Source organism: Lutibacter sp. (assembly GCF_041555395.1).
Taxonomy (GTDB): Bacteria; Bacteroidota; Bacteroidia; order Flavobacteriales; family Flavobacteriaceae; genus Lutibacter.
Map to the genome: position 1 here is coordinate 38,832 of NZ_JBFFKM010000010.1, position 19,894 is coordinate 58,725.

Consider the following 19,894-nt stretch of genomic DNA (forward strand, 5'->3'; position numbering starts at 1 on the left):
TAATTGACTAATTAAAATTATAAATCATCATGGGTTACAAAAAACCATCATTTATAGAAGGAATTGCAGAAAAATTGGGAATCATTCCTAATTTACATAAAGAAGGCTATCAGGAATTCGACCAGGATATGCGCCATTTTACTGATGAACAGGTAGCGCAGCTTTATGAGAATTTTCCGCCACCGGAAAAATGGGACAATTGGGTAGAATACAATCCAAAGGTTTGGCCAAAAAAGGAAAAAGTCACTTATCAAATTGTGCCAACTACGTGTTTTAATTGTGAAAGTGCCTGTGGTTTAACGGCATTCATTGATAAAGAAACACAGGAAGTCAAAAAATTTGAGGGAAATCCGTACCATCCGGGCAGCAGAGGAAGAAACTGCGCCAAAGGTCCGGCCACAATCAATCAATTAACGGATCCTGACCGAATTTTATTTCCGCTGAAAAGAAAAGGAAAAAGAGGCGATGGAGAATGGGAAAGGGTTAGTTGGGATGAGGTGCTTGACACAATTTCTGCCCGCATTAGAAAGGCCATTTTAGAAAATCGACACAATGAAGTGGCTTACCACGTTGGAAGACCGGGACATGAAAAATTTATGAACTGGATTTTGCAGGGATGGGGAATAGACGGCCATAATTCACATACTAATATTTGTTCTTCAGGAGCCCGTTTTGGCTATAATCTTTGGTATGGTTACGACAGGCCATCACCGGATCATGCCGAGGCAAAATTTATATTGTTGATTTCAGCACATTTAGAATCAGGTCACTATTTCAACCCACATGCACAACGCATTATTGAAGGAAAAATGAAAGGCGCCAAATTGGCCACAATGGATCCGCGTTTATCAAATACCGCATCGATGTCCGATTATTGGATGCCATCTTATCCGGGAACAGAAGCTGCAGTTTTATTGGCCATGGCTTTGTACATTTTACAAAACAAGTTGTATAACAGAGATTATTTAGAAAACTGGACCAATTGGGAAGAATACTTAAAAGCAAGACATGCGGATAAAGCAATAACTTTTGAAAATTATATTGCCTCAATGATTGAGGAATATAAAGAATTTACACCCGACTTTGCAGAAAAAGAATCGGGAGTAAAAGCCGAAATGATTGTTGAAATTGCACAAAAAATAGGTGAAGCAGGTGAACGTTTTGCGTCACATAACTGGCGTGCTGCCGGGGCTTCAAACCTTGGCGGTTGGGCTGTTGCGCGTTCATTGCATTTTTTAACCGTATTGGTTGGCGCAGTGGGCACAAAAGGAGGAACGTCACCAAATAAATGGAACAAATTTGCACCAACATTGCCAAATCCGCCAAAGCCACAAAAACAGTGGAATGAATTGCATTTTCCAAAGGAATTTCCATTGGCATTTTTTGAAATGAGCCAATTGCTTCCGCATTTTCTAAAAGAGGGAAGAGGTAAACTTGACGTATATTTTTCAAGGGTATTCAATCCGGTTTGGACATATCCCGACGGATTTACCTGGATGGAAATGTTTATGGATGAAAGTAAATTCGGATTGCACGCCGCATTAACGCCAACGTGGAATGAAACTGCTTTTCATGCCGATTTTGTGTTGCCGATGGGATTGGCTTCCGAGCGTCACGACATCAATTCATACGCAACGCACGGAGGAACCTGGGTTGCATTTCGTCAGCCAGTGTTGCGGGAAGCTGCACGAAGAAACGGAAAACCGGTGCAATTAACCTATGAGGTAAATCCGGGTGAAGTTTGGGAAGAAGATGAATTTTTTATTGAGTTAAGCTGGCGCATAGATCCCGATGGAAGTATGGGAATTCGCAAGCATTTTGAATCGCCTTACCGGCCGGGAGAAAAAATAACCATTGACGAATATTACCAATATATTTTTGAACGTGTACCGGGCTTGCCGGCAACTGCCAAAAAAGAAGGAATAACCGAATTGCAGTTCATGCAAAAATATGGTGCCTTCGAAATTGAAAGTGGAGAATCATATAAAAAGAACGAAACCTTATTAACTGAAGCGCAATTAAATGGAGCGACAGTCGATAAAGATACCAATGTTGTTTCGAAAGACGGAAAAGCAATTGGCGTAATGATCAACGGAAAAGCGATGGTAGGTTTTCCAACGCCATCACGTAAAAACGAATTTTATTCACAAACTATGGTCGATTGGAAATGGCCGGAATATGCCACACCAAGTTATATTAAAAGCCACATTCACCTCGATAATTTAGACAAATCAAAAGGAGAATATGTGCTGGTTCCAACATTCAGGCTGCCGGCATTGATTCATACCCGCTCTGGAAATGCAAAATGGCTGGTAGAAATTTCAAACAGAAATCCGATTTGGATGCACCCAAAGGATGCCGAAATTTGGGGATTTAAAACGGACGATTTGGTAAAAATGAATACCGACATTGGCTATTTTATCGATAAAGTTTGGGTAACCCAAAGTATGAAACCTGGAGTTGTTGCCTGTTCGCACCATATTGGCCGTTGGAGAAGACCGCAAGATAAAACAGGAAATCGATGGGCTACAAATACCGTAAACATTGAGAGTAATGGAAAGGGAGGGTGGAAAATGAACACCATTTCGGGAATAGAACCTTTTGAATCTTCTGATAAAGATTCCAAACGGATTTTTTGGAAAGACGGAGGCGTACATCAAAACATTACACACGCAGTTCACCCCGATCCTATTAGCGGAATGCATTGCTGGCACCAACGGGTTCGTATTGAAAAACCAGGAAAAGACGAGCGTTATGGAGATATCTTTGTAGACACCAATAAATCGCATGAGGTATATAAGGAATGGATGAAAATGACGCGCCCGGCTCCGGGACCAAATGGAGAGCGCAGACCAATTTGGTTTGAAAGGGCTTTTAGGCCAGATGCCTCTATGTTTTATCTCAAAGATGAAAAGAAAAAAGAAGGCTAATTTTTAAATCCCGCAATCGCGGGATTTTTTATAGCCCGTTTTAAAACCAAAATGATTTTTGATTTTACGCTATACATTTGAAGCAATCTCTTATTAATCAACAACATTGTCTTTTCTGTTTAGAATAAATCCTGTTTTCCTGCAAATATTCAGAAGGCCTCAAAAAACACTGTTTTAGGGGTTACAGTTTTGCGTTTATTTTTAAACAATGATAAATGTTAGCTTTCCTTTGAGCCAATTATGGTTAACTTTGTAGCTTAAGATTTTTCATTAAAAATTATATATTATTATGAGCGATTCTAAAAAAGAGAGCGAAGCTTTATTATATCATCAATTCCCGAGTCCGGGAAAAATTCAAGTAGTTCCAACAAAAAAACATGCAACGCAACGCGATTTGTCACTGGCGTATTCACCAGGTGTGGCTGAACCGTGCTTGGCCATAGAAAAAAATCCAGACGACGCCTATAAATATACTTCTAAAGGAAATCTAGTAGCTGTTATTTCTAATGGTACAGCAGTTTTAGGATTAGGAGATATTGGAGCTTTAGCCGGAAAACCCGTAATGGAAGGGAAAGGATTGTTGTTTAAAATATTTGCTGATATCGATGTTTTTGACATTGAAGTTGACACAAAAGATGTTGAAAAATTTATAGAAACGGTAAAAAATATTGCACCGACTTTTGGAGGTATTAATCTGGAAGACATTAAAGCGCCTGAAGCTTTTGAGATAGAACGCAGGTTAAAAGAAGAATTGGACATCCCTGTAATGCATGATGACCAACACGGTACGGCAATTATTTCTGCAGCGGCATTAAAAAACGCGGTTGAAATAACAGGAAAAGAAATTTCAAAAGTTAAAATTGTGGTGAGTGGTGCAGGTGCTGCTGCCATCTCCTGCTCAAGGCTTTATTTGGCGATTGGCGCCAAAAGAGAAAATTTGGTGATGTGTGACAGCAAAGGGGTTATTAGAAAAGACGCCCCAAATTTAAACGCCCAAAAAGCTGAATTTGCCACTGACAGGGATTTAAATACTTTGGAAGAAGCCATGGTTGGCTCTGATGTTTTTATCGGACTTTCTAAAGGAGATGTAGTAAAACCTGCAATGTTGTTGACGATGGCTAAAGACCCTATTGTTTTTGCCATGGCAAATCCTGACCCTGAAATTGAATATAATTTGGCTGTGAAAACAAGAAAGGATATTATTATGGCCACAGGAAGATCGGATTATCCTAATCAAGTGAATAATGTACTTGGGTTTCCGTATATTTTTAGAGGCGCGTTAGATGTGAGAGCCACTAAAATTAATGAAGAAATGAAACTGGCAGCGGTTCATGCCTTGGCTAATTTAGCCAAAGAAACCGTACCGGAACACTTAAATATCTTGTATGGAGAGACCAATATTAAATTTGGTAAAGAGTACATCATCCCTAAACCATTTGACCATAGGTTAATTACCGAAGTTCCGCCTGCAGTTGCAAAAGCAGCTATGGAATCTGGTGTGGCAAAAGAACCTATTACCGATTGGGAAGCTTACAAAGAAACTTTGGCTGAAAGATTAGGGACAGGAAGTAAATTAATGCGTATGCTCATGTCTCGTGCAAAAGCCGATCCAAAAACCATAATTTTAGCGGAAGCCGATCATTTAGATGTGTTAAAAGCAGCGCAAATTATTCATGATGACGGAATTGGAAAACCTATTTTATTGGGCAACAAAAAAATCATCCAGGAATTGATGAAGGAAATCAATTTTGAAGCTGATGTTCAAATTTTCGATCCTAAATCTGATGAAGAGGAAGAACGTCGAAATAAATTTGCGCAAGTCTATTGGGAAAAAAGAAAACGCAACGGAGCAACTCTATTAACTGCACAAAGTTTGATGCGAGAACGCAATTACTTTGCCGCCATGATGCTAAATGAAGGGGCAGCAGATTCTTTGATAACAGGCTATTCAAGAGCGTACCCAACTGTGGTAAAGCCAATGATTGAATTAATTGGAAAAGAAAAAGGCGTGAAGCGTATTGCTGCAACAAATATCATGTTAACCAAAAGAGGCCCAATATTCTTTTCAGACACCGCAATTAATATAGAACCAACTGCAGAAGAGTTGGCAAATATTTGTTATATGACAGCCGCCTCAATGAAGATGTTCGGATTTGAACCAAATTTGGCGATGTTGTCATTTTCAAACTTTGGATCATCAAACTCTCCGTTGGCTGAAAAAGTTTCACAGGCTGTTGAAATTATGCACAAAAGATATCCAGAAGTTAATGTAGATGGTGAAATTCAAGCCGATTTCGCATTAAATCCTAAATTATTAAAAGAGAAGTTCCCATTTTCTAAATTAAACGATAAAAAGGTTAACGGTTTAATATTTCCGAATTTAGAATCTGCAAATATTGGCTATAAATTAATGAAAGAATTTGACCAAATAGTTTCTATCGGACCTATTATTATGGGACTTCAAAAACCTGTTCATATTCTTCAGCTTGGTGCAAGCGTTGATGAGATTGTGAATATGGCTTGTGTGGCAATTGTGCATGCACAGGAAAAAACGAATAGTAAATAATATTTTAGTACATTTGGTAGTGAATAGAAAAATGAAATATGATAACGCACATAAGAGGAAAGTTAGTTGAAAAAAATCCAACATTTGCCGTTATAGAAACAAACGGAGTTGGTTATTGGCTAAACATTTCTCTTAATACATATTCTCAACTCCCGGATAACGAATTTGTTATTTTGTATACGCATCTTTCTATCAAGGAAGATGCGCATACATTATATGGGTTTATCAATAAAACTGAACGTGAAATTTTCAGATTGCTTATTTCGGTTTCAGGGGTTGGGCCTAGCATTGCCAGAACCATGTTATCATCTATGACTACGGATGAAATTCAGCAGGCCATTGCTTCAAACAATGTCAGCGTTATCCAGTCTGTAAAAGGAATCGGTGTTAAAACCGCACAGCGTGTTTTGGTCGATTTAAGAGACAAAATTTCTAAAACCTATGCCATTGATGAAGTTTACGCCAACCAAAGCAATACAGTTAAAAATGAAGCGTTATCTGCTTTAGAGGTCTTAGGGTTTAATAAAAAGCAGGTTGAAAAAGTAGTGGATAAAATACTGCTTGAGGACAAAACGCTTAGTGTTGAGGTTTTAATAAAAAACGCATTGAAAAATTTATAGAATTTGGAAAACAAGCGATATATACTTAAAACATATATTTTATTTTTTTTCTTTTGGTTTTTTCTTTCAACAGTTAAAGCTCAAACACCTCCTGTTTTATTCCCAAAAGACACTACGATTGTTGAAAAAGTAAACGATACCATAAAATTAAAATACCCATTTAAAAGTTATCAGGAAGGAAGTTTGTTTCTTACCGACCCAAAGCAATCTGAAATTATTTATGATACCGAACTGGGGAAATATATGGTTGTTGAAAAAATCGGAGATTATTACGTGCAGTACCCGATTTTTATGACTCAGGAAGAGTATAAACAATACCAATTGAAAAAGGACATGCTTTCCTATTATAAAAGCAAAATTAGCGCTACCAACCCTAAAAAAGCAGGAAGCGTTGATGCTCAAAAAAACTTATTGCCAACCTATTACGTAAAATCCGATTTTTTTCAATCCGTTTTTGGAGGAAATACCATTGAGGTAAATCCGCAGGGATCTGTGTTGGTGAAATTGGGGATGTTGTATCAGAAAGTCGATAATCCGCAATTGTCTGAACGCAACAGAAAAAGTTTTACATTCGATTTTAATCAGGAAATAAGCGCCAGTATTATAGCGAAAGTGGGAACTAAGTTAAAAGTAAGTGCCCAATACGACACGCAATCCACCTTTAATTTCCAAAATCAAATAAAGTTGGAATATACGCCGACGGAAGATGATATACTTCAAAAAATAGAAGTGGGTAATGTAAGCATGCCCCTAAAAAACTCTTTAATTGTAGGTGCTCAAAGCTTATTTGGGGTTAAAACACAATTGCAATTTGGAAAAACAACCGTTACGGGCGTTTTTGCCGAACAAAAATCACAAACAAAAACGGTTGCTGCGCAGGGAGGTTCAACCATTCAGGAATTTGAGTTGCAGGCAACAGATTACGATGAAAATCGTCACTTCTTTTTAGCGCAATATTTTAGGGATAATTATAATACCTCATTAAAGGATTATCCGTTAATAAACAGTGCAATAAATATCACTAAAGTAGAAGTTTGGGTGACCAACAGAAATGCCACAACCATTGATATCAGAAATATTGTGGCGCTTTCCGATATCGGGGAAGGTGATCCTTCAAATATTGGTCCGGCAAATGTAATCGCTGTTCCGGGCGCACTTTATCCTTCAAACAATGCAAACGATATTTCATCCATATTAACAACCACCAATCAAGTTCGTAATATTTCAACAGTAAGCAACGGCTTGTCACCTTTTGCTATGCAACAAGGCCGGGATTATTCGGTATTGGAAAATGCCATAAAATTACGACCTGATGAATTTAGGGTGAATCCGCAACTGGGATTCATCTCATTAAACAGAAGATTGGCTGATTCTGATGTGCTTGCAGTTGCCTTTGAATATACAATTAGTGGAGATCCTAAAGTTTATAGAGTGGGTGAATTTACCAGCGATGGAATTATCGCGCCTGAAAATATTGTTGTAAAATTATTGCGAAGCGAAATTATAAGCACCGAAATCCCGTTATGGGATTTGATGATGAAAAACATCTATTCATTGCAAACTTTTAGAATGCAGCGAGATGGTTTTAGGTTGGAACTTATGTATGCTGATGATGCCACAGGTGTGCCGATAAATGTATTGCAAAATGCGCAAACTCCGGGTGTTTCAGACAAAACATTGTTAAATTTGCTAAATGTGGACAGGCTCGACCAAAATCATTTTTACACACCTGAAGGTGACGGTTATTTTGATTATGTGGAAGGTGCTACGGTAAATTCGGAAAAAGGATATATTATTTTTCCAAATGTTGAACCTTTCGGTAAAGATTTACAGTCGAAATTGACCAATACTGCTGATGAAACATATGTTTTTAACGAACTGTACCGAATTACGCAATCTGAAGCTAAAAATAATTTTCAGCAAAAAGACAAGTACTTAATAAAAGGATACCACAAATCTGAAAGCGCCAACGGCATTCCATTAGGAGCATTTAATGTGGCGCAAGGTTCAGTTAGGGTGACTTCCGGCGGAAGGGAATTGGTTGAAGGTATTGATTATGTGGTAGATTATCAAATGGGAAGGGTTCAAATTATCAACCCAAGTTTAGAAGCTTCCAATGCACCAATTGAAGTTTCTGTTGAAAACAATGCCACTTTCAATTTACAGACAAAAAGTTTTTTGGGCGTTGATATAGAACATAAATTTTCTGATAATTTTATTGCCGGAGCAACTATTTTAAATTTAAATGAAAAACCAATCACTCAAAAAGCATTATTTGGCCAGGAGCCAATCAACAACACTATTTTTGGGCTAAATGCAAGTTTTGGAACAGAAGTTCCGAAATTTACAAAATGGGTAAACAAACTGCCTAATATAGATACGGACGTCCCTTCATATTTTTCAGTTCGAGGAGATTTTGCCTATTTAATTCCGGGTTCTCCAAAAAGAATTGAGTTAGACGGGCAGGCCACTTCCTATGTAGATGATTTTGAAGGCTCACAGATTCCTATAGAAATAAGAACAATTCAGCAATGGTATATGGCAAGTACACCGCAATACCAAACACAATTTGATTTGGGAGGGAATGTTACCGGCCTGCCTTACGGATACAAAAGAGCCAGATTGGCATGGTATACAGTTGATCCTTTATTTTATGGAGGATCTTCATTGCAACCTGGAAATATTGACAATACAGAGCTTTCTCGTGCTGAGACCAGAAGAATTAGGTATGAAGAATTATTCCCTGAACAAGACTTGGATTTAACGCAGTCAACGGTAGTCAGAACATTAGATTTGGCCTATTATCCAAATGAAAGAGGAAGTTATAATTATGACACCTCTAATATGGGTGCTGATGGGAAATTTACCAACCCGGAAGACCGTTGGGCTGGGATTACCAGGCCGTTGACTACAACCAACTTTGAACAATCTAATGTTGAATATATCCAATTTTGGTTGATGGATCCATATGACCATTATTCCATTACAAATGCTGAAGGATTGCCTGCAGGAATAAATCCGAATGATCCTGTAAATCAAGTTGGGGAAGTGTATTTTAACCTTGGAAATGTTTCAGAAGATATTTTAAAAGACGGCAGGAAAATGTATGAAAACGGATTGCCTGAAAATCCGTTGAGCACCAGCAATACAGAACCTACTGTTTGGGGTAAAATCCCTACCAACCAATCTTTATTGTATGCGTTTAGTGACAAAGACAATGAACGTTTAAGTCAGGATATCGGTTATGACGGATTGAATGACAATGAAGAAACCCAATTGTTCGGAACTGCTTTTGGTCCAGATCCGGCGAATGACAATTATTCCTATTTCAGAAGTTCAGAATATGATTCCAACAATGCCTCTATTTTAACGCGCTATAAAAAGTATAACAATACGCAGGGAAATTCGCCAACCAACAATTTATCAACCGAAAGCTATCCAACTTCCGCAACGACATATCCAGATGTTGAAGACATCAATAAAGACCAAACCATGAATACGGTGGAAAGCTATTATCAATACAAAGTTTCTTTAAATAAAAACGATTTGGTAATAGGTCAAAACAATATTGTTGATGAAAAAATAGTAAAAGTTGAGCTTGAAGACGGCAGTCAAAAAGAATTTAGATGGTTGCAATTCAGAATCCAGGTAGGTACTCCGGATGAGGTTGTCAATAATATTACAGGGTTTAATTCCATTCGTTTTATGCGAATATTTTTAACCAAATTTAAAATGCCGGTAGTTTTGCGTTTTGGGGAGCTGCAGTTGGTTAGAGGTGATTGGAGACGTTACACAAAAACACTGGATGACGTTGTTGTTCCTCCGCAGGATTTAACAAATGCGCAACTGCAAAATTTTCAGGTGGGCGTTGTTAATATTCAGGAAAACGAAAGCAGAAATCCGATTCCTTATGCGTTGCCTCCGGGAATTGATCGTGAAATTTTAAGGGGAACCACCACATTGCAGGAACAAAATGAGCAATCATTATCGTTAAAAGTTACCGATCTTGAACCTGAAGAAACAAGAGCCATATTCAAAAATGTAAAGGTAGATTTAAGAATGTACAAACATTTGAAATTGTTTTTACATGCCGAAGGAGTTCAAACAAAATCGCAGGTTCAGGATAATGAATTAAAAGCCATCATTAGAATTGGAAGTGATTTAAACGACAACTATTATCAACTGGAAAAATTGTTGACGGTATCTGATTACGGGGTTACAACACCACTTGAAATTTGGCCTGAAGAAAATAATTTAGATGTCTTTTTGGAATATTTGGGAAAACTTAAATTGTTAAGGTTTGAAGCAGGGGTAGCGCCAAATGTACTTTATCCTGCGGTAAATATGCCTTCGCCTATTGAAGGGTTGGAAGGTTATGAAATAAGGGTAAAGGGAAATCCTAATTTGGCGAACATTAAAACCATTATGCTCGGTGTAAAAAATGCCGCTACTACCAATCAAAGTGCTGAGATTTGGTTTAATGAAATGCGGGTTTCGGAGTTTGATAATAAAGGAGGCTGGGCAGCCGTTGTGAGTGCAGATGCAAATTTTGCCGATTTTGCGGATGTTTCCTTGACAGGAAGAATGGAAACACAAGGATTCGGTGGCATTGAACAACGCGTAAATGAACGAAGTCAGCAAGACACGAAATTGTATGATGTGGTCACCAATGTGAATTTTGGAAAATTATTGCCGAAAGACTGGGGTATAAAATTGCCTTTTAATTACAGCGTTTCGGAAGAGGTTAAAGATCCAAAATATGATTCTCAATATCAAGATGTTTTATTTGAAGATACAAATTTAGAGAATAGCCCAAATAGAAATAGCAGTCAGGATTACACCAAGCGCAGAAGCATCAGTTTAATCAATGTCAGAAAGGAATTTAACCCGAATTCAGAAAATAAAAAACATTTTTACAGTGTAGAAAATTTATCGGTTTCTTATGCATATAATGAAACCTACCATAAAGATTACAATGTGCAGAAATATAGTGACCAAAATTTGCGGACTTCAGCCAACTATAATTTTAGTTTTGAGCCACTAACCATTGAACCATTTAAAAATGCGGATTCTCTAAACAGCAAGTATTTAAAATTAATTAAAGACTTTAACGTGAGTTTATTGCCCTCAACAATCTCCGTAAATTCAAATATCATAAGACGTTACAATGAACAGTTATCCAGAAGTTTAATTGAAGGGTTGCCAGAATTGCCAATTCTGAAACAGCGTCATTTTATGTTTGATTGGGACTATGGAGTGGGATATAATTTAACAAAATCAATACAGTTTAATTTTAGGGCTGCCAATAATTATATTTATGATGACTTTAAATCAACAGATGACATAAAATTATTTGACAATTTCTTTACTATAGGAAGACCGGACCATTACCACCAAACATTAAACGGAACCTACAAAATACCGTTAGATAAAATTCCATTCTTAGACTTTGTTAAAGCAGATTATGCGTACACCGCCGATTTTGACTGGCAGGCATCTTCTCAATCCTATGTCGATAAAATTGGAAATTTAATTCAAAATGCAAACACACAAACTATAGGGGTAGATATAGATTTCAATAAATTTTATAAAACCATCGGAATTGACAAACTTTTGAATAAAAAGAATTCCAAGCCTGAAGCTAAGAGTTCAAAAGAGCCTGAAACTGATAAAAATACAACAAAAAAGAATAAAACTGTTGGCGCCGATATAGGGCGAACTTTTTATAACTTGTTAACTTCGGTTAAAAAAGCCCGTATAAATTATGCTGAAAATAATGGAACTTACTTACCTGGTTACATGCCTCAAATCGGATTTCTAGGACGCGACAATTACAGCGGCAGTCTTGCGCCAACATTCGGATTTGTGTTCGGAAGTCAGATTGACATTAGACAAAGAGCGGTTGAAAACGGCTGGTTATTGTCGCGGGATAGCAACGATCCTTATTTCAACAGAACATTTAGTCAAACACATTTAAACAAACTGGATGCAACCATTATCGTTGAGCCATCTCAAAACCTGGACGTAGAATTTAGGGGAAGTAAAACCTACACTAAAAATACCTCACAACAATTGGATGTGGTGAACAACATATTAAATACTAATTCACCAATTACCCAATACGGAAATTTCAGTATAAGCCACAATATGTTAAAAACATCATTTAATAACAGTGATGTGACTTTTGAAGAATTTAAAAAGAACAGGGCAATTATTGCGCAACGTCTGGCAACAAATACCGGACAACCAATAAGTGGTTTTGGAGAAACAAGCGAACAGGTGATGTTACCTGCATTTGTAGCTGCCTATTCCGGGAAAGATGCAAGTACAGTAAATTTAGGTGCTTTTAGGGAAGTGCCTATTCCGAGCTGGAAATTAACCTACAAAGGATTGATGAAAATAGCATGGTTTAAAGAAAATTTCAGAAGTTTTTTAGTTACGCACAGTTATAATTCGTTGTACTCCATTACAAGTTTCAGCAATAATTTGGCTTATAATAGCAACAATCCATATGCTGAAACCGATATAGCAGGTAATTATATTAACAAAACCCTCTTTACAAATGTCAATTTACTGGAAGAATTTTCTCCACTGATAAAAGTTGATGTGAAAATGAAAAATTCCGTATCTTTCAGCGGTCGAATCAATAAAGACAGAGGCCTTACTTTAAACTTTAACAACAATACAATTACCCAAATAAAAGGAACTGAATATGTGGTAGGATTGGGCTATAGAATTAAAGATTTGGCAATGAGATTTAGATTTGGCGGAGAGCAGACAAAACTTAAGGGGGATTTGGATTTAAGGGCTGACATATCCTTAAGGGATAATGAAACAATTATTAGGGCAATTGATAAAGACAACAATCAAGTAACGGGCGGACAACGTTTGTTATCCCTAAAATTCTTTGCGGATTATGCGGTAAGTAAAAATTTAACAACCTCGTTTTACTTTGACCAAAGTTCTTCCCAATATGCAATTTCAACAACTTTCCCAAGACAATCTGTGAGTTCTGGGTTAAGTGTCAGGTATATATTTGGTAATTAATGAATAAATTAAATAAAATAACAATAATGAACATTCCAGCAGATTTAAAATACACTAAAGACCATGAATGGGTTAAAATTGAAGGCGACACGGCAACAATTGGCGTAACACATTTCGCACAAAGCGAATTGGGTGATATCGTTTATGTTGATGTTGATACTTTAAATGAAACTATAGAAAAAGAAGAAGTCTTTGGATCGGTTGAAGCCGTAAAAACAGTTTCTGACTTATTTATGCCTATAACAGGGGAAATAATTGAAATTAATGAAGCCTTGGCTGACGAACCGGAAAAAGTGAATACAGATCCATACGGAGAAGGATGGATGGTTAAAATTTCGATTTCAGATGCTTCTCAAATCAAGGAACTATTGTCGGCTGCAGCATATGGAGAATTGATTGGGGCGTAATTATTTTTTTTACGTTGCTGTACTTTTAACAACTGCAATTACAGTTGGAAGTTTAATTTCTCTTAAAAAGGGTTTAGAGATAGGCGTGCAAATTTCAGATAAAATTTTGCACGCTTCTGGCTATTGTCTTTTAACAATAAGCTGGTTATTAGCCTTTAGGCCAAAAACTTATTTGTGGAAATCACTTGTTTTAGTAGCATTAGCTGTTTTTATTTATGGCATAATTATTGAGATTTTACAAGGTGTATTTACCTATAGCAGGCAAGCAGATTTCTATGATGCTTTTGCTAATTTAGCGGGTATAACAATGGCAACGCTATTTTTTGCCATTGTTTTGAAAAAAAAGTGACATGATTTAAAAATTATACTTGTATAATATATTTAAATTATTAAATTAGCAACCAATAAAAAATTTACAGATGAAAGTCAAAAAGAATCCGAAAGCGAATTTAGAGAATTATACCAAATTGTTCATGCTGTTAGGTTTGGTATTGGCACTTTTAATAGTGTATTTAGCCATTGAAAAAAAGACCTATGATAGAGTTATATCCTCGCTTGGACCAGCAAATTACAATATGCAGGATGAAGAGCAAACTATAGAAATAGAACAAGTGAAACCGCCTGAGCAAAAGGCACCGCCGCCACCAATACCAGATATTATAAAAGTTGTTGAAGACGAAAAGGAAATTGAGGAAACAGTAATTAAATCTACTGAATCCAATGAAGATGAAGCGGTTGAAATCACGAAAATTGTTGAGGTAAATATGGATGAAGATATTATGGAGGATGTCCCTTTTGCAATTATTGAAGATGTGCCGGTATATCCAGGATGTAAAGGTTCAAAAGCAGAATTAAAAGAATGTTTGCAAGATAAAATCGCTCAGCATGTGAATCGTAAATTTAATGCGGATTTGGCATCAGATTTAGGATTAACACCCGGTGTTAAAAAAATATTCGTAATGTTTAAAATTGATAAAACGGGAAACATTACAGACATTCAAGCAAGAGCACCACACAAGAGGTTGGAACAAGAAGCAATTAGAGTTATTGAGACATTGCCTAAAATGATTCCTGGTAAACAACGAGGTCGTGCAGTTGGTGTAAAATACAGTTTGCCTATTGCATTTAAAGTAGAGTAAATAATACCTTAAAAATATTTTGAAAATACTGTCTTTATTTAGAGGCAGTATTTTTTTTGTTTCATTTTTGAATTTAAGGTGCTTTAAAAAAACCTTAAAAGCCCTTTCTGATTTTGAATTATTCGGTTTATATCCGGGTTTCTTAAAGCAGTTTATTCTCTTATAAAAAAACGGTAAATTTGCCATAAATAAAATATAGATGGAATTTAATAACATTCTTTTAAGAAAAGGATATGCCAAAATAAAACTCAAAAAGATAAACACCAATCATTTTGAACTAAAATTGAACTTGAATGACGTAAAGGGCCGATTTATTTTAGATACTGGAGCTTCAAATTCATGTATCGACATCAATTTAGCCGAAAAATTTAAGTTAGAAGTGAAAGATTCCGCCACAAAAGCGGCTGGAGCAGGTGCGATTGGTATGGAGACTAAAATTTCTTCTAGAAATAAAATTGAAATTAAGCAATGGAAATATCAAAATTTCACGGTTGTATTGCTCGATTTAAACCATGTAAATACAGCGTTGACAGAACATCACGCCGAAGCTGTTGATGGGATTATAGGTGCAGATATTTTAGAAAAGGGGAATGCCATAATAAACTACGAAAAGAAATGTTTGTACCTAAAAAAGTTGGTGTATAAATTTTAGTTGGAATCTTATATTACAATACTGTTCACATTCAGAATTATGATTAAAAGGCATAAAAAAACCGAGCAATTTGCTCGGTTTTTTAAAATAATCTGTTTAGATAATCTTAAAGCTCCAATGCTTTTTTGGGATTGTTATCCATTAAAATTTCAATTGGGTTTTCCAGTGCTTCTTTAACGGCAACCAAAAATCCTACAGATTCCCTTCCGTCAATAACTCTGTGGTCATAAGACAAGGCAACAAACATAATTGGTCTGATTACGACCTCACCTTTAATAGCGACAGGACGTTCAACAATATTGTGCATTCCTAAAATCCCGCTTTGTGGTGGGTTTATGATTGGGGTAGACAACATGGAACCAAAAACACCGCCGTTTGTAATGGTAAAGGTGCCGCCGGTCATTTCGTCAACAGTTATTTGTCCGTCTCTTGCTCTTAATGCCAAACGTTTTACTTCATTTTCTACACCTCTGAAAGATAGGTTTTCGGCATTTCTGATTACTGGAACCATCAAACCTTTTGGGCCTGAAACTGCAATAGAAATATCCATAAAATCATGCAAAATTTTATAATCGCCATCCAGCATAGAATTCACATCAGGAAACAATTTTAAGGCCCTTACAATGGCCAGGGTAAAGAAACTCATAAATCCTAACCCAACATTATGTTTCGCCTTAAATTCATCTTTAAAGTCTTTTCTTAAGTCAAAAATAGGTTTCATGTCCACTTCATTAAAAGTGGTAAGCATAGCGGTTTCATTTTTTACCGCAACCAAACGTTCAGCTACTTTTCTTCTAAGCATGGAAAGTTTTGCGCGCTCACTGTTTCTTGAACCGCCAGCGGGCGTTCCCATACTTGGTACTGCATCTATGGCATCTTCTTTTGTGATTCTGCCATCTTTTCCGGTTCCAAGAACTTCAGAAGTGGAAATTCCTTTTTCGGTCAATATTTTCTTTGCTGCAGGAGAAGCTGCGCCACTCGCGTAGGTTTTTTCTGCTGCAACTGGAGCGACAGGCTTTTCTTCTTTCTTCTCTTCTTTCTTTTCGCTGCTTACTGAAGACTGTTCACTGCCCGCTGGTTTTTCACCGTCTAAATCAATTAAACAAACAACAGAACCAACAGTTACGGTGTCGCCTTCTTCAGCCTTCAAAGTAATAATGCCGCTTTCTTCGGCAGGCAGCTCAAGGGTAGCTTTATCAGAATCCACTTCGGCAATAGGCTGATCTTTTTCAACATAATCGCCATCTTTAACAAGCCAGGCTGCAATTTCTACTTCTGTGATAGATTCTCCCGGAGAGGGAACTTTCATTTCTAAAATCATCTCTTTAATTTTTTATCTTTTTTCTTCCTTAAATCCTTTCCAGAGAAAAGATTTAAAGATTTTTTATTCGTTAGTGTCAAATACTTTATTAATTACACGTTGGTGTCTTCGTTTAAATCGTGCTGAGGAACCTGCGGCAGGAACTGCATGATATGATTGTGAAGCCACTTCAAGATTCACCAACCTAAAGCGTTGCAGCATAAAACTCCAGGCACCCATATTTTCAGGTTCTTCCTGTGCCCAAACGTATCTTTTTACATTCGGGTAGCTGTCAATTACCTGTTGTAATTTTTCTAAATGCAATGGAAATAATTGTTCAATTCTTACCAAAGCAACATCATTTCTGCCTAAATCAGTGCGTTCGGCCAATAAATCGTAATAAAATTTACCGGTGCAAAATACTAATTTAGTCACGTTTTTTTTATCAATATTGTCATCAATGACCTCCTGAAAACTTCCATTTGAAAACGTATCCAATGTTGATGTTGCCGCTGGATGTCGAAGCAAACTTTTAGGCGTAAACACGATAAGCGGTTTTCTGTAATCGCGTTTCATTTGACGACGCAATAAATGGTAAAAATTTGCGGGTGTTGTACAATCGGCCAAAATCATATTGTCTATAGCGCACAGTTGTAAAAAGCGTTCCATTCGTGCCGAAGAATGCTCAGATCCTTGTCCTTCGTACCCATGCGGAAGTAGAATTACAATTCCGTTTTGCAATTTCCATTTATCCTCTGCAGCTGATAAATATTGGTCGAAAATAATTTGGGCTCCATTGCTGAAATCACCAAACTGAGCTTCCCAAATGGTTAAAGTATTTGGATTTGCCATGGCATAACCATAATCAAAACCAAGCACACCGTATTCAGATAATAACGAATTGAAAATAGTCATTGTTCCCTGATTTTCGCCAATCATATTTAACAGGTTGATGCGTTCTTCTGAAATTTCATCACGTAAAATGGCGTGGCGGTGGCTAAAAGTTCCCCGTTCCACATCCTGGCCAGAAATACGAATGTCAAATCCTTCCTGAAGTAGCGTTCCATAGGCCAATGTTTCGCCCATTCCCCAGTCTATTTTGTCATTTTCAAAAACCATATTATGCCTATCCAACAAAATACGTTCAGCTTTGCGTAAAAATTTTATGCCTTTTGGAACGGTTGAAAGCGTTTTTGCGATTTCTTTCAGTTTTGATTTTGGGTAAGCGGTTTTTTCAGAAACCAACATGGCGCTTAAACCTCTTCTGGTGAAGTCTGTCCATGTTTCTTGCATAAACTCACGTATTTTTGAAGTTTCAACCTCTTTTGAATGGAGGTATTCTGCTTCCAATAAGTCTTTAAACTCAGCAATTGAATTATTTAAAAAAGCATCATCAATCACCCCTTCTTCAATCAGTTTTTGCGCGTAAATATCTCTCGGATTTGGGTGTTTTGCAATGGCTTTATATAATTTTGGCTGTGTAAAACGAGGTTCATCGCCTTCGTTATGTCCGTATTTCCGGTAGCCAAGCAAGTCAATAAAAATATCTCTTTTGAATTGCATTCTAAAATTAAGGGCAAATTCTATGGCATGGGTAACCGCTTCAACATCGTCGGCGTTTACGTGCAAAACAGGAGACAAGGTAATTTTTGCGACATCCGTACAATAGGTGCTTGATCTGGCGTCCAAATAATTTGTGGTAAACCCTATTTGGTTGTTCACCACAATATGAATGGTGCCGCCGGTTGAATAACCCGCCAACTGACTCATTTGGATCACTTCATAAACAACGCCTTGCGCTGCAATTGCGGCATCTCCATGAACAATAATTGGAAGCAGTTTTGAATTGTCTCCATGGTAGTCCTTATCTATTTTTGCACGAGAAATCCCTTGCACTACGGGACCTACAGTTTCCAAATGCGAAGGGTTTGGAACCAAATTCATGATAAGTTCTGTCCCGGTTTTTAATGTTTTTTTGGTGGTTAAACCTAAATGGTATTTAACATCGCCATCAAAATCTTCCTCTTCAAAATCTTTACCTTCAAATTCACTGAATAAATCGCGAATAGGTTTTCTGAAAATATTTATTAAGGTATTTAAACGTCCTCTGTGCGCCATTCCCAAAACAAATTCTTTAACGCCAAAATTTTCTGCAGCAAGTCTGATAACAGCTCCAATTGCAGGAATTAAAGTTTCGCCTCCTTCCAAAGAAAATCGCTTTTGGCCTACATATTTTGTTTGCAGAAAGTTTTCAAAAGTCACCGCCTGATTTAACTTTTGCAGAACATATTTTTTAGTTTCGGGCGTATAATTTGGGTGGTTTGAATTTTTATTTAGTTGTTTTTGAATCCACTTTATTTCTTCGGGAATTCGAATATACATATATTCAACTCCAATAGATTCGCAATAAATGGTTTCTAAATGTTTTACTATTTCACGCAATGAAGCCTTTCCTGTACCAATGATTTGTCCGGCATCAAAAACAGTATCTAAATCTTTTTCAGACAACCCAAAATTTTCGAGTGCCAGGGTTGGCATATATTTGCGGCGTTCGCGAACCGGATTTGTTTTTGTAAAAAGATGGCCTCGTGTTCTATAGGCATTAATAAGGTCAATCACTTTAAATTCCTTCAACACGTTTTCGGGAATTTCAAATACAGCTTCCTCACCGTTCAGCGAATATTTTTCGTTGGCAAAGTCGTAACCTTGAAAAAAACTTCTCCAACTGGGCTCTATTGTATCAGGATTTATCAAATACTGGTCGTACAAATCGGCTATAAAACCCGTATGTACCGTATTTAAAAATGAAAATTTATCCATAGTATTGTTAGTAGTCAATTTTTTAGTTGATTGGTCAAAAATACAACTTTTACCAAAACCACCGTTTTAATTCTTGTTAATTTACAATTATTGTATTTTTAATAATATTTGGGCAATCCTAATAAAAGTATCATTTTTTAAGGACTTTTTTGTCGAAAATTACAGGAAACCACTAAAATAAATGCAGATTTCAGTATGTTGCTTTAGGCTGATTTACAACAAGTTGCTTTTAAATGAAGGTAAAGAATATAAAAAGAAGAAATTTTTTTGAATATTTCTTGCAAAAAGAAGAAAACCTTGTATATTTGCACTCGCAAAAGCGAATAAATTCCTCCTTAGCTCAGTTGGTTAGAGCATCTGACTGTTAATCAGAGGGTCCTTAGTTCGAGCCTAAGAGGAGGAGCAAAATGAAG

General features: G+C 36.8%; 10 protein-coding genes and 1 tRNA gene. 9 read left to right on the top strand and 2 right to left on the bottom strand.

Features of this window, described 5'->3' with window-relative positions:
- Window positions 1-29: 29 nt before the first annotated feature.
- The 8 genes from ABY285_RS04075 to ABY285_RS04110 all read left to right on the top strand — a co-directional run bounded on the left by ABY285_RS04075 (window position 30) and on the right by ABY285_RS04110 (window position 15,361).
- On the top strand, window positions 30-2,930 hold the full coding sequence (locus ABY285_RS04075; protein ID WP_372767286.1) for a molybdopterin-dependent oxidoreductase: 2,901 nt from the start codon (window positions 30-32) through the stop codon (window positions 2,928-2,930).
- A 289-nt stretch (window positions 2,931-3,219) separates the two neighbouring features.
- Window positions 3,220-5,496, top strand: a complete 2,277-nt coding sequence (locus ABY285_RS04080) for an NADP-dependent malic enzyme (RefSeq protein ID WP_372767288.1) — start codon at window positions 3,220-3,222, stop codon at window positions 5,494-5,496.
- Window positions 5,497-5,534: 38 nt separating this feature from the next.
- A complete protein-coding gene (gene ruvA / locus ABY285_RS04085; RefSeq protein ID WP_372767290.1) occupies window positions 5,535-6,116 on the top strand; it encodes a Holliday junction branch migration protein RuvA in 582 nt (193 codons plus the stop codon).
- A gap of 3 nt (window positions 6,117-6,119) precedes the next feature.
- The gene (gene sprA, locus ABY285_RS04090) at window positions 6,120-13,163 is read left to right on the top strand and encodes a cell surface protein SprA (protein WP_372767292.1); all 7,044 of its coding nucleotides are present in this window, start codon (window positions 6,120-6,122) and stop codon (window positions 13,161-13,163) included.
- Between the two features lie 26 nt (window positions 13,164-13,189).
- Window positions 13,190-13,570, top strand: a complete 381-nt coding sequence (gcvH, locus tag ABY285_RS04095) for a glycine cleavage system protein GcvH (protein WP_372767294.1) — start codon at window positions 13,190-13,192, stop codon at window positions 13,568-13,570.
- Window positions 13,560-13,919 (top strand): VanZ family protein, encoded by a 360-nt coding sequence (locus ABY285_RS04100; RefSeq protein WP_372767296.1) that lies wholly within the window; start codon window positions 13,560-13,562, stop codon window positions 13,917-13,919. Before gcvH ends, ABY285_RS04100 begins: the two co-directional genes overlap by 11 nt.
- A 70-nt stretch (window positions 13,920-13,989) precedes the next feature.
- On the top strand, window positions 13,990-14,709 hold the full coding sequence (locus ABY285_RS04105; protein ID WP_372767298.1) for an energy transducer TonB: 720 nt from the start codon (window positions 13,990-13,992) through the stop codon (window positions 14,707-14,709).
- A gap of 199 nt (window positions 14,710-14,908) precedes the next feature.
- On the top strand, window positions 14,909-15,361 hold the full coding sequence (locus tag ABY285_RS04110) for a retropepsin-like aspartic protease (protein ID WP_372767300.1): 453 nt from the start codon (window positions 14,909-14,911) through the stop codon (window positions 15,359-15,361).
- A 106-nt stretch (window positions 15,362-15,467) separates the two neighbouring features.
- On the opposite strand, the gene odhB is transcribed toward ABY285_RS04110, so the two are convergent.
- Together odhB and ABY285_RS04120 are read right to left on the bottom strand one after the other, a co-directional pair.
- Entirely contained in the window at window positions 15,468-16,682 is a 1,215-nt protein-coding gene (gene odhB / locus ABY285_RS04115) for a 2-oxoglutarate dehydrogenase complex dihydrolipoyllysine-residue succinyltransferase (protein ID WP_372767302.1), read from the bottom strand.
- A 63-nt stretch (window positions 16,683-16,745) separates the two neighbouring features.
- Window positions 16,746-19,481 carry a 2-oxoglutarate dehydrogenase E1 component gene (locus ABY285_RS04120; RefSeq protein WP_372767304.1) on the bottom strand — a complete coding sequence of 912 codons (2,736 nt, stop codon included), beginning with the start codon at window positions 19,479-19,481 and terminating at the stop codon, window positions 16,746-16,748.
- A gap of 329 nt (window positions 19,482-19,810) precedes the next feature.
- Here ABY285_RS04120 and ABY285_RS04125 point away from each other — a divergent pair.
- A tRNA-Asn gene (locus tag ABY285_RS04125) sits at window positions 19,811-19,884 on the top strand.
- The last annotated feature ends 10 nt before the right edge of the window (window positions 19,885-19,894 follow it).

Bases quoted from the DNA above. Each gene is read 5' to 3' on its own strand.
- ABY285_RS04075 (WP_372767286.1), top strand. From the start codon at position 30: ATGGGTTACAAAAAACCATCATTTATAGAAGGAATTGCAGAAAAATTG.
- ABY285_RS04080 (WP_372767288.1), top strand. From the start codon at position 3,220: ATGAGCGATTCTAAAAAAGAGAGCGAAGCTTTATTATATCATCAATTC.
- ruvA (WP_372767290.1), top strand. From the start codon at position 5,535: ATGATAACGCACATAAGAGGAAAGTTAGTTGAAAAAAATCCAACATTT.
- gcvH (WP_372767294.1), top strand. From the start codon at position 13,190: ATGAACATTCCAGCAGATTTAAAATACACTAAAGACCATGAATGGGTT.
- ABY285_RS04105 (WP_372767298.1), top strand. From the start codon at position 13,990: ATGAAAGTCAAAAAGAATCCGAAAGCGAATTTAGAGAATTATACCAAA.
- ABY285_RS04110 (WP_372767300.1), top strand. From the start codon at position 14,909: ATGGAATTTAATAACATTCTTTTAAGAAAAGGATATGCCAAAATAAAA.
- odhB (WP_372767302.1), bottom strand. From the start codon at position 16,682: ATGATTTTAGAAATGAAAGTTCCCTCTCCGGGAGAATCTATCACAGAA.
- ABY285_RS04120 (WP_372767304.1), bottom strand. From the start codon at position 19,481: ATGGATAAATTTTCATTTTTAAATACGGTACATACGGGTTTTATAGCC.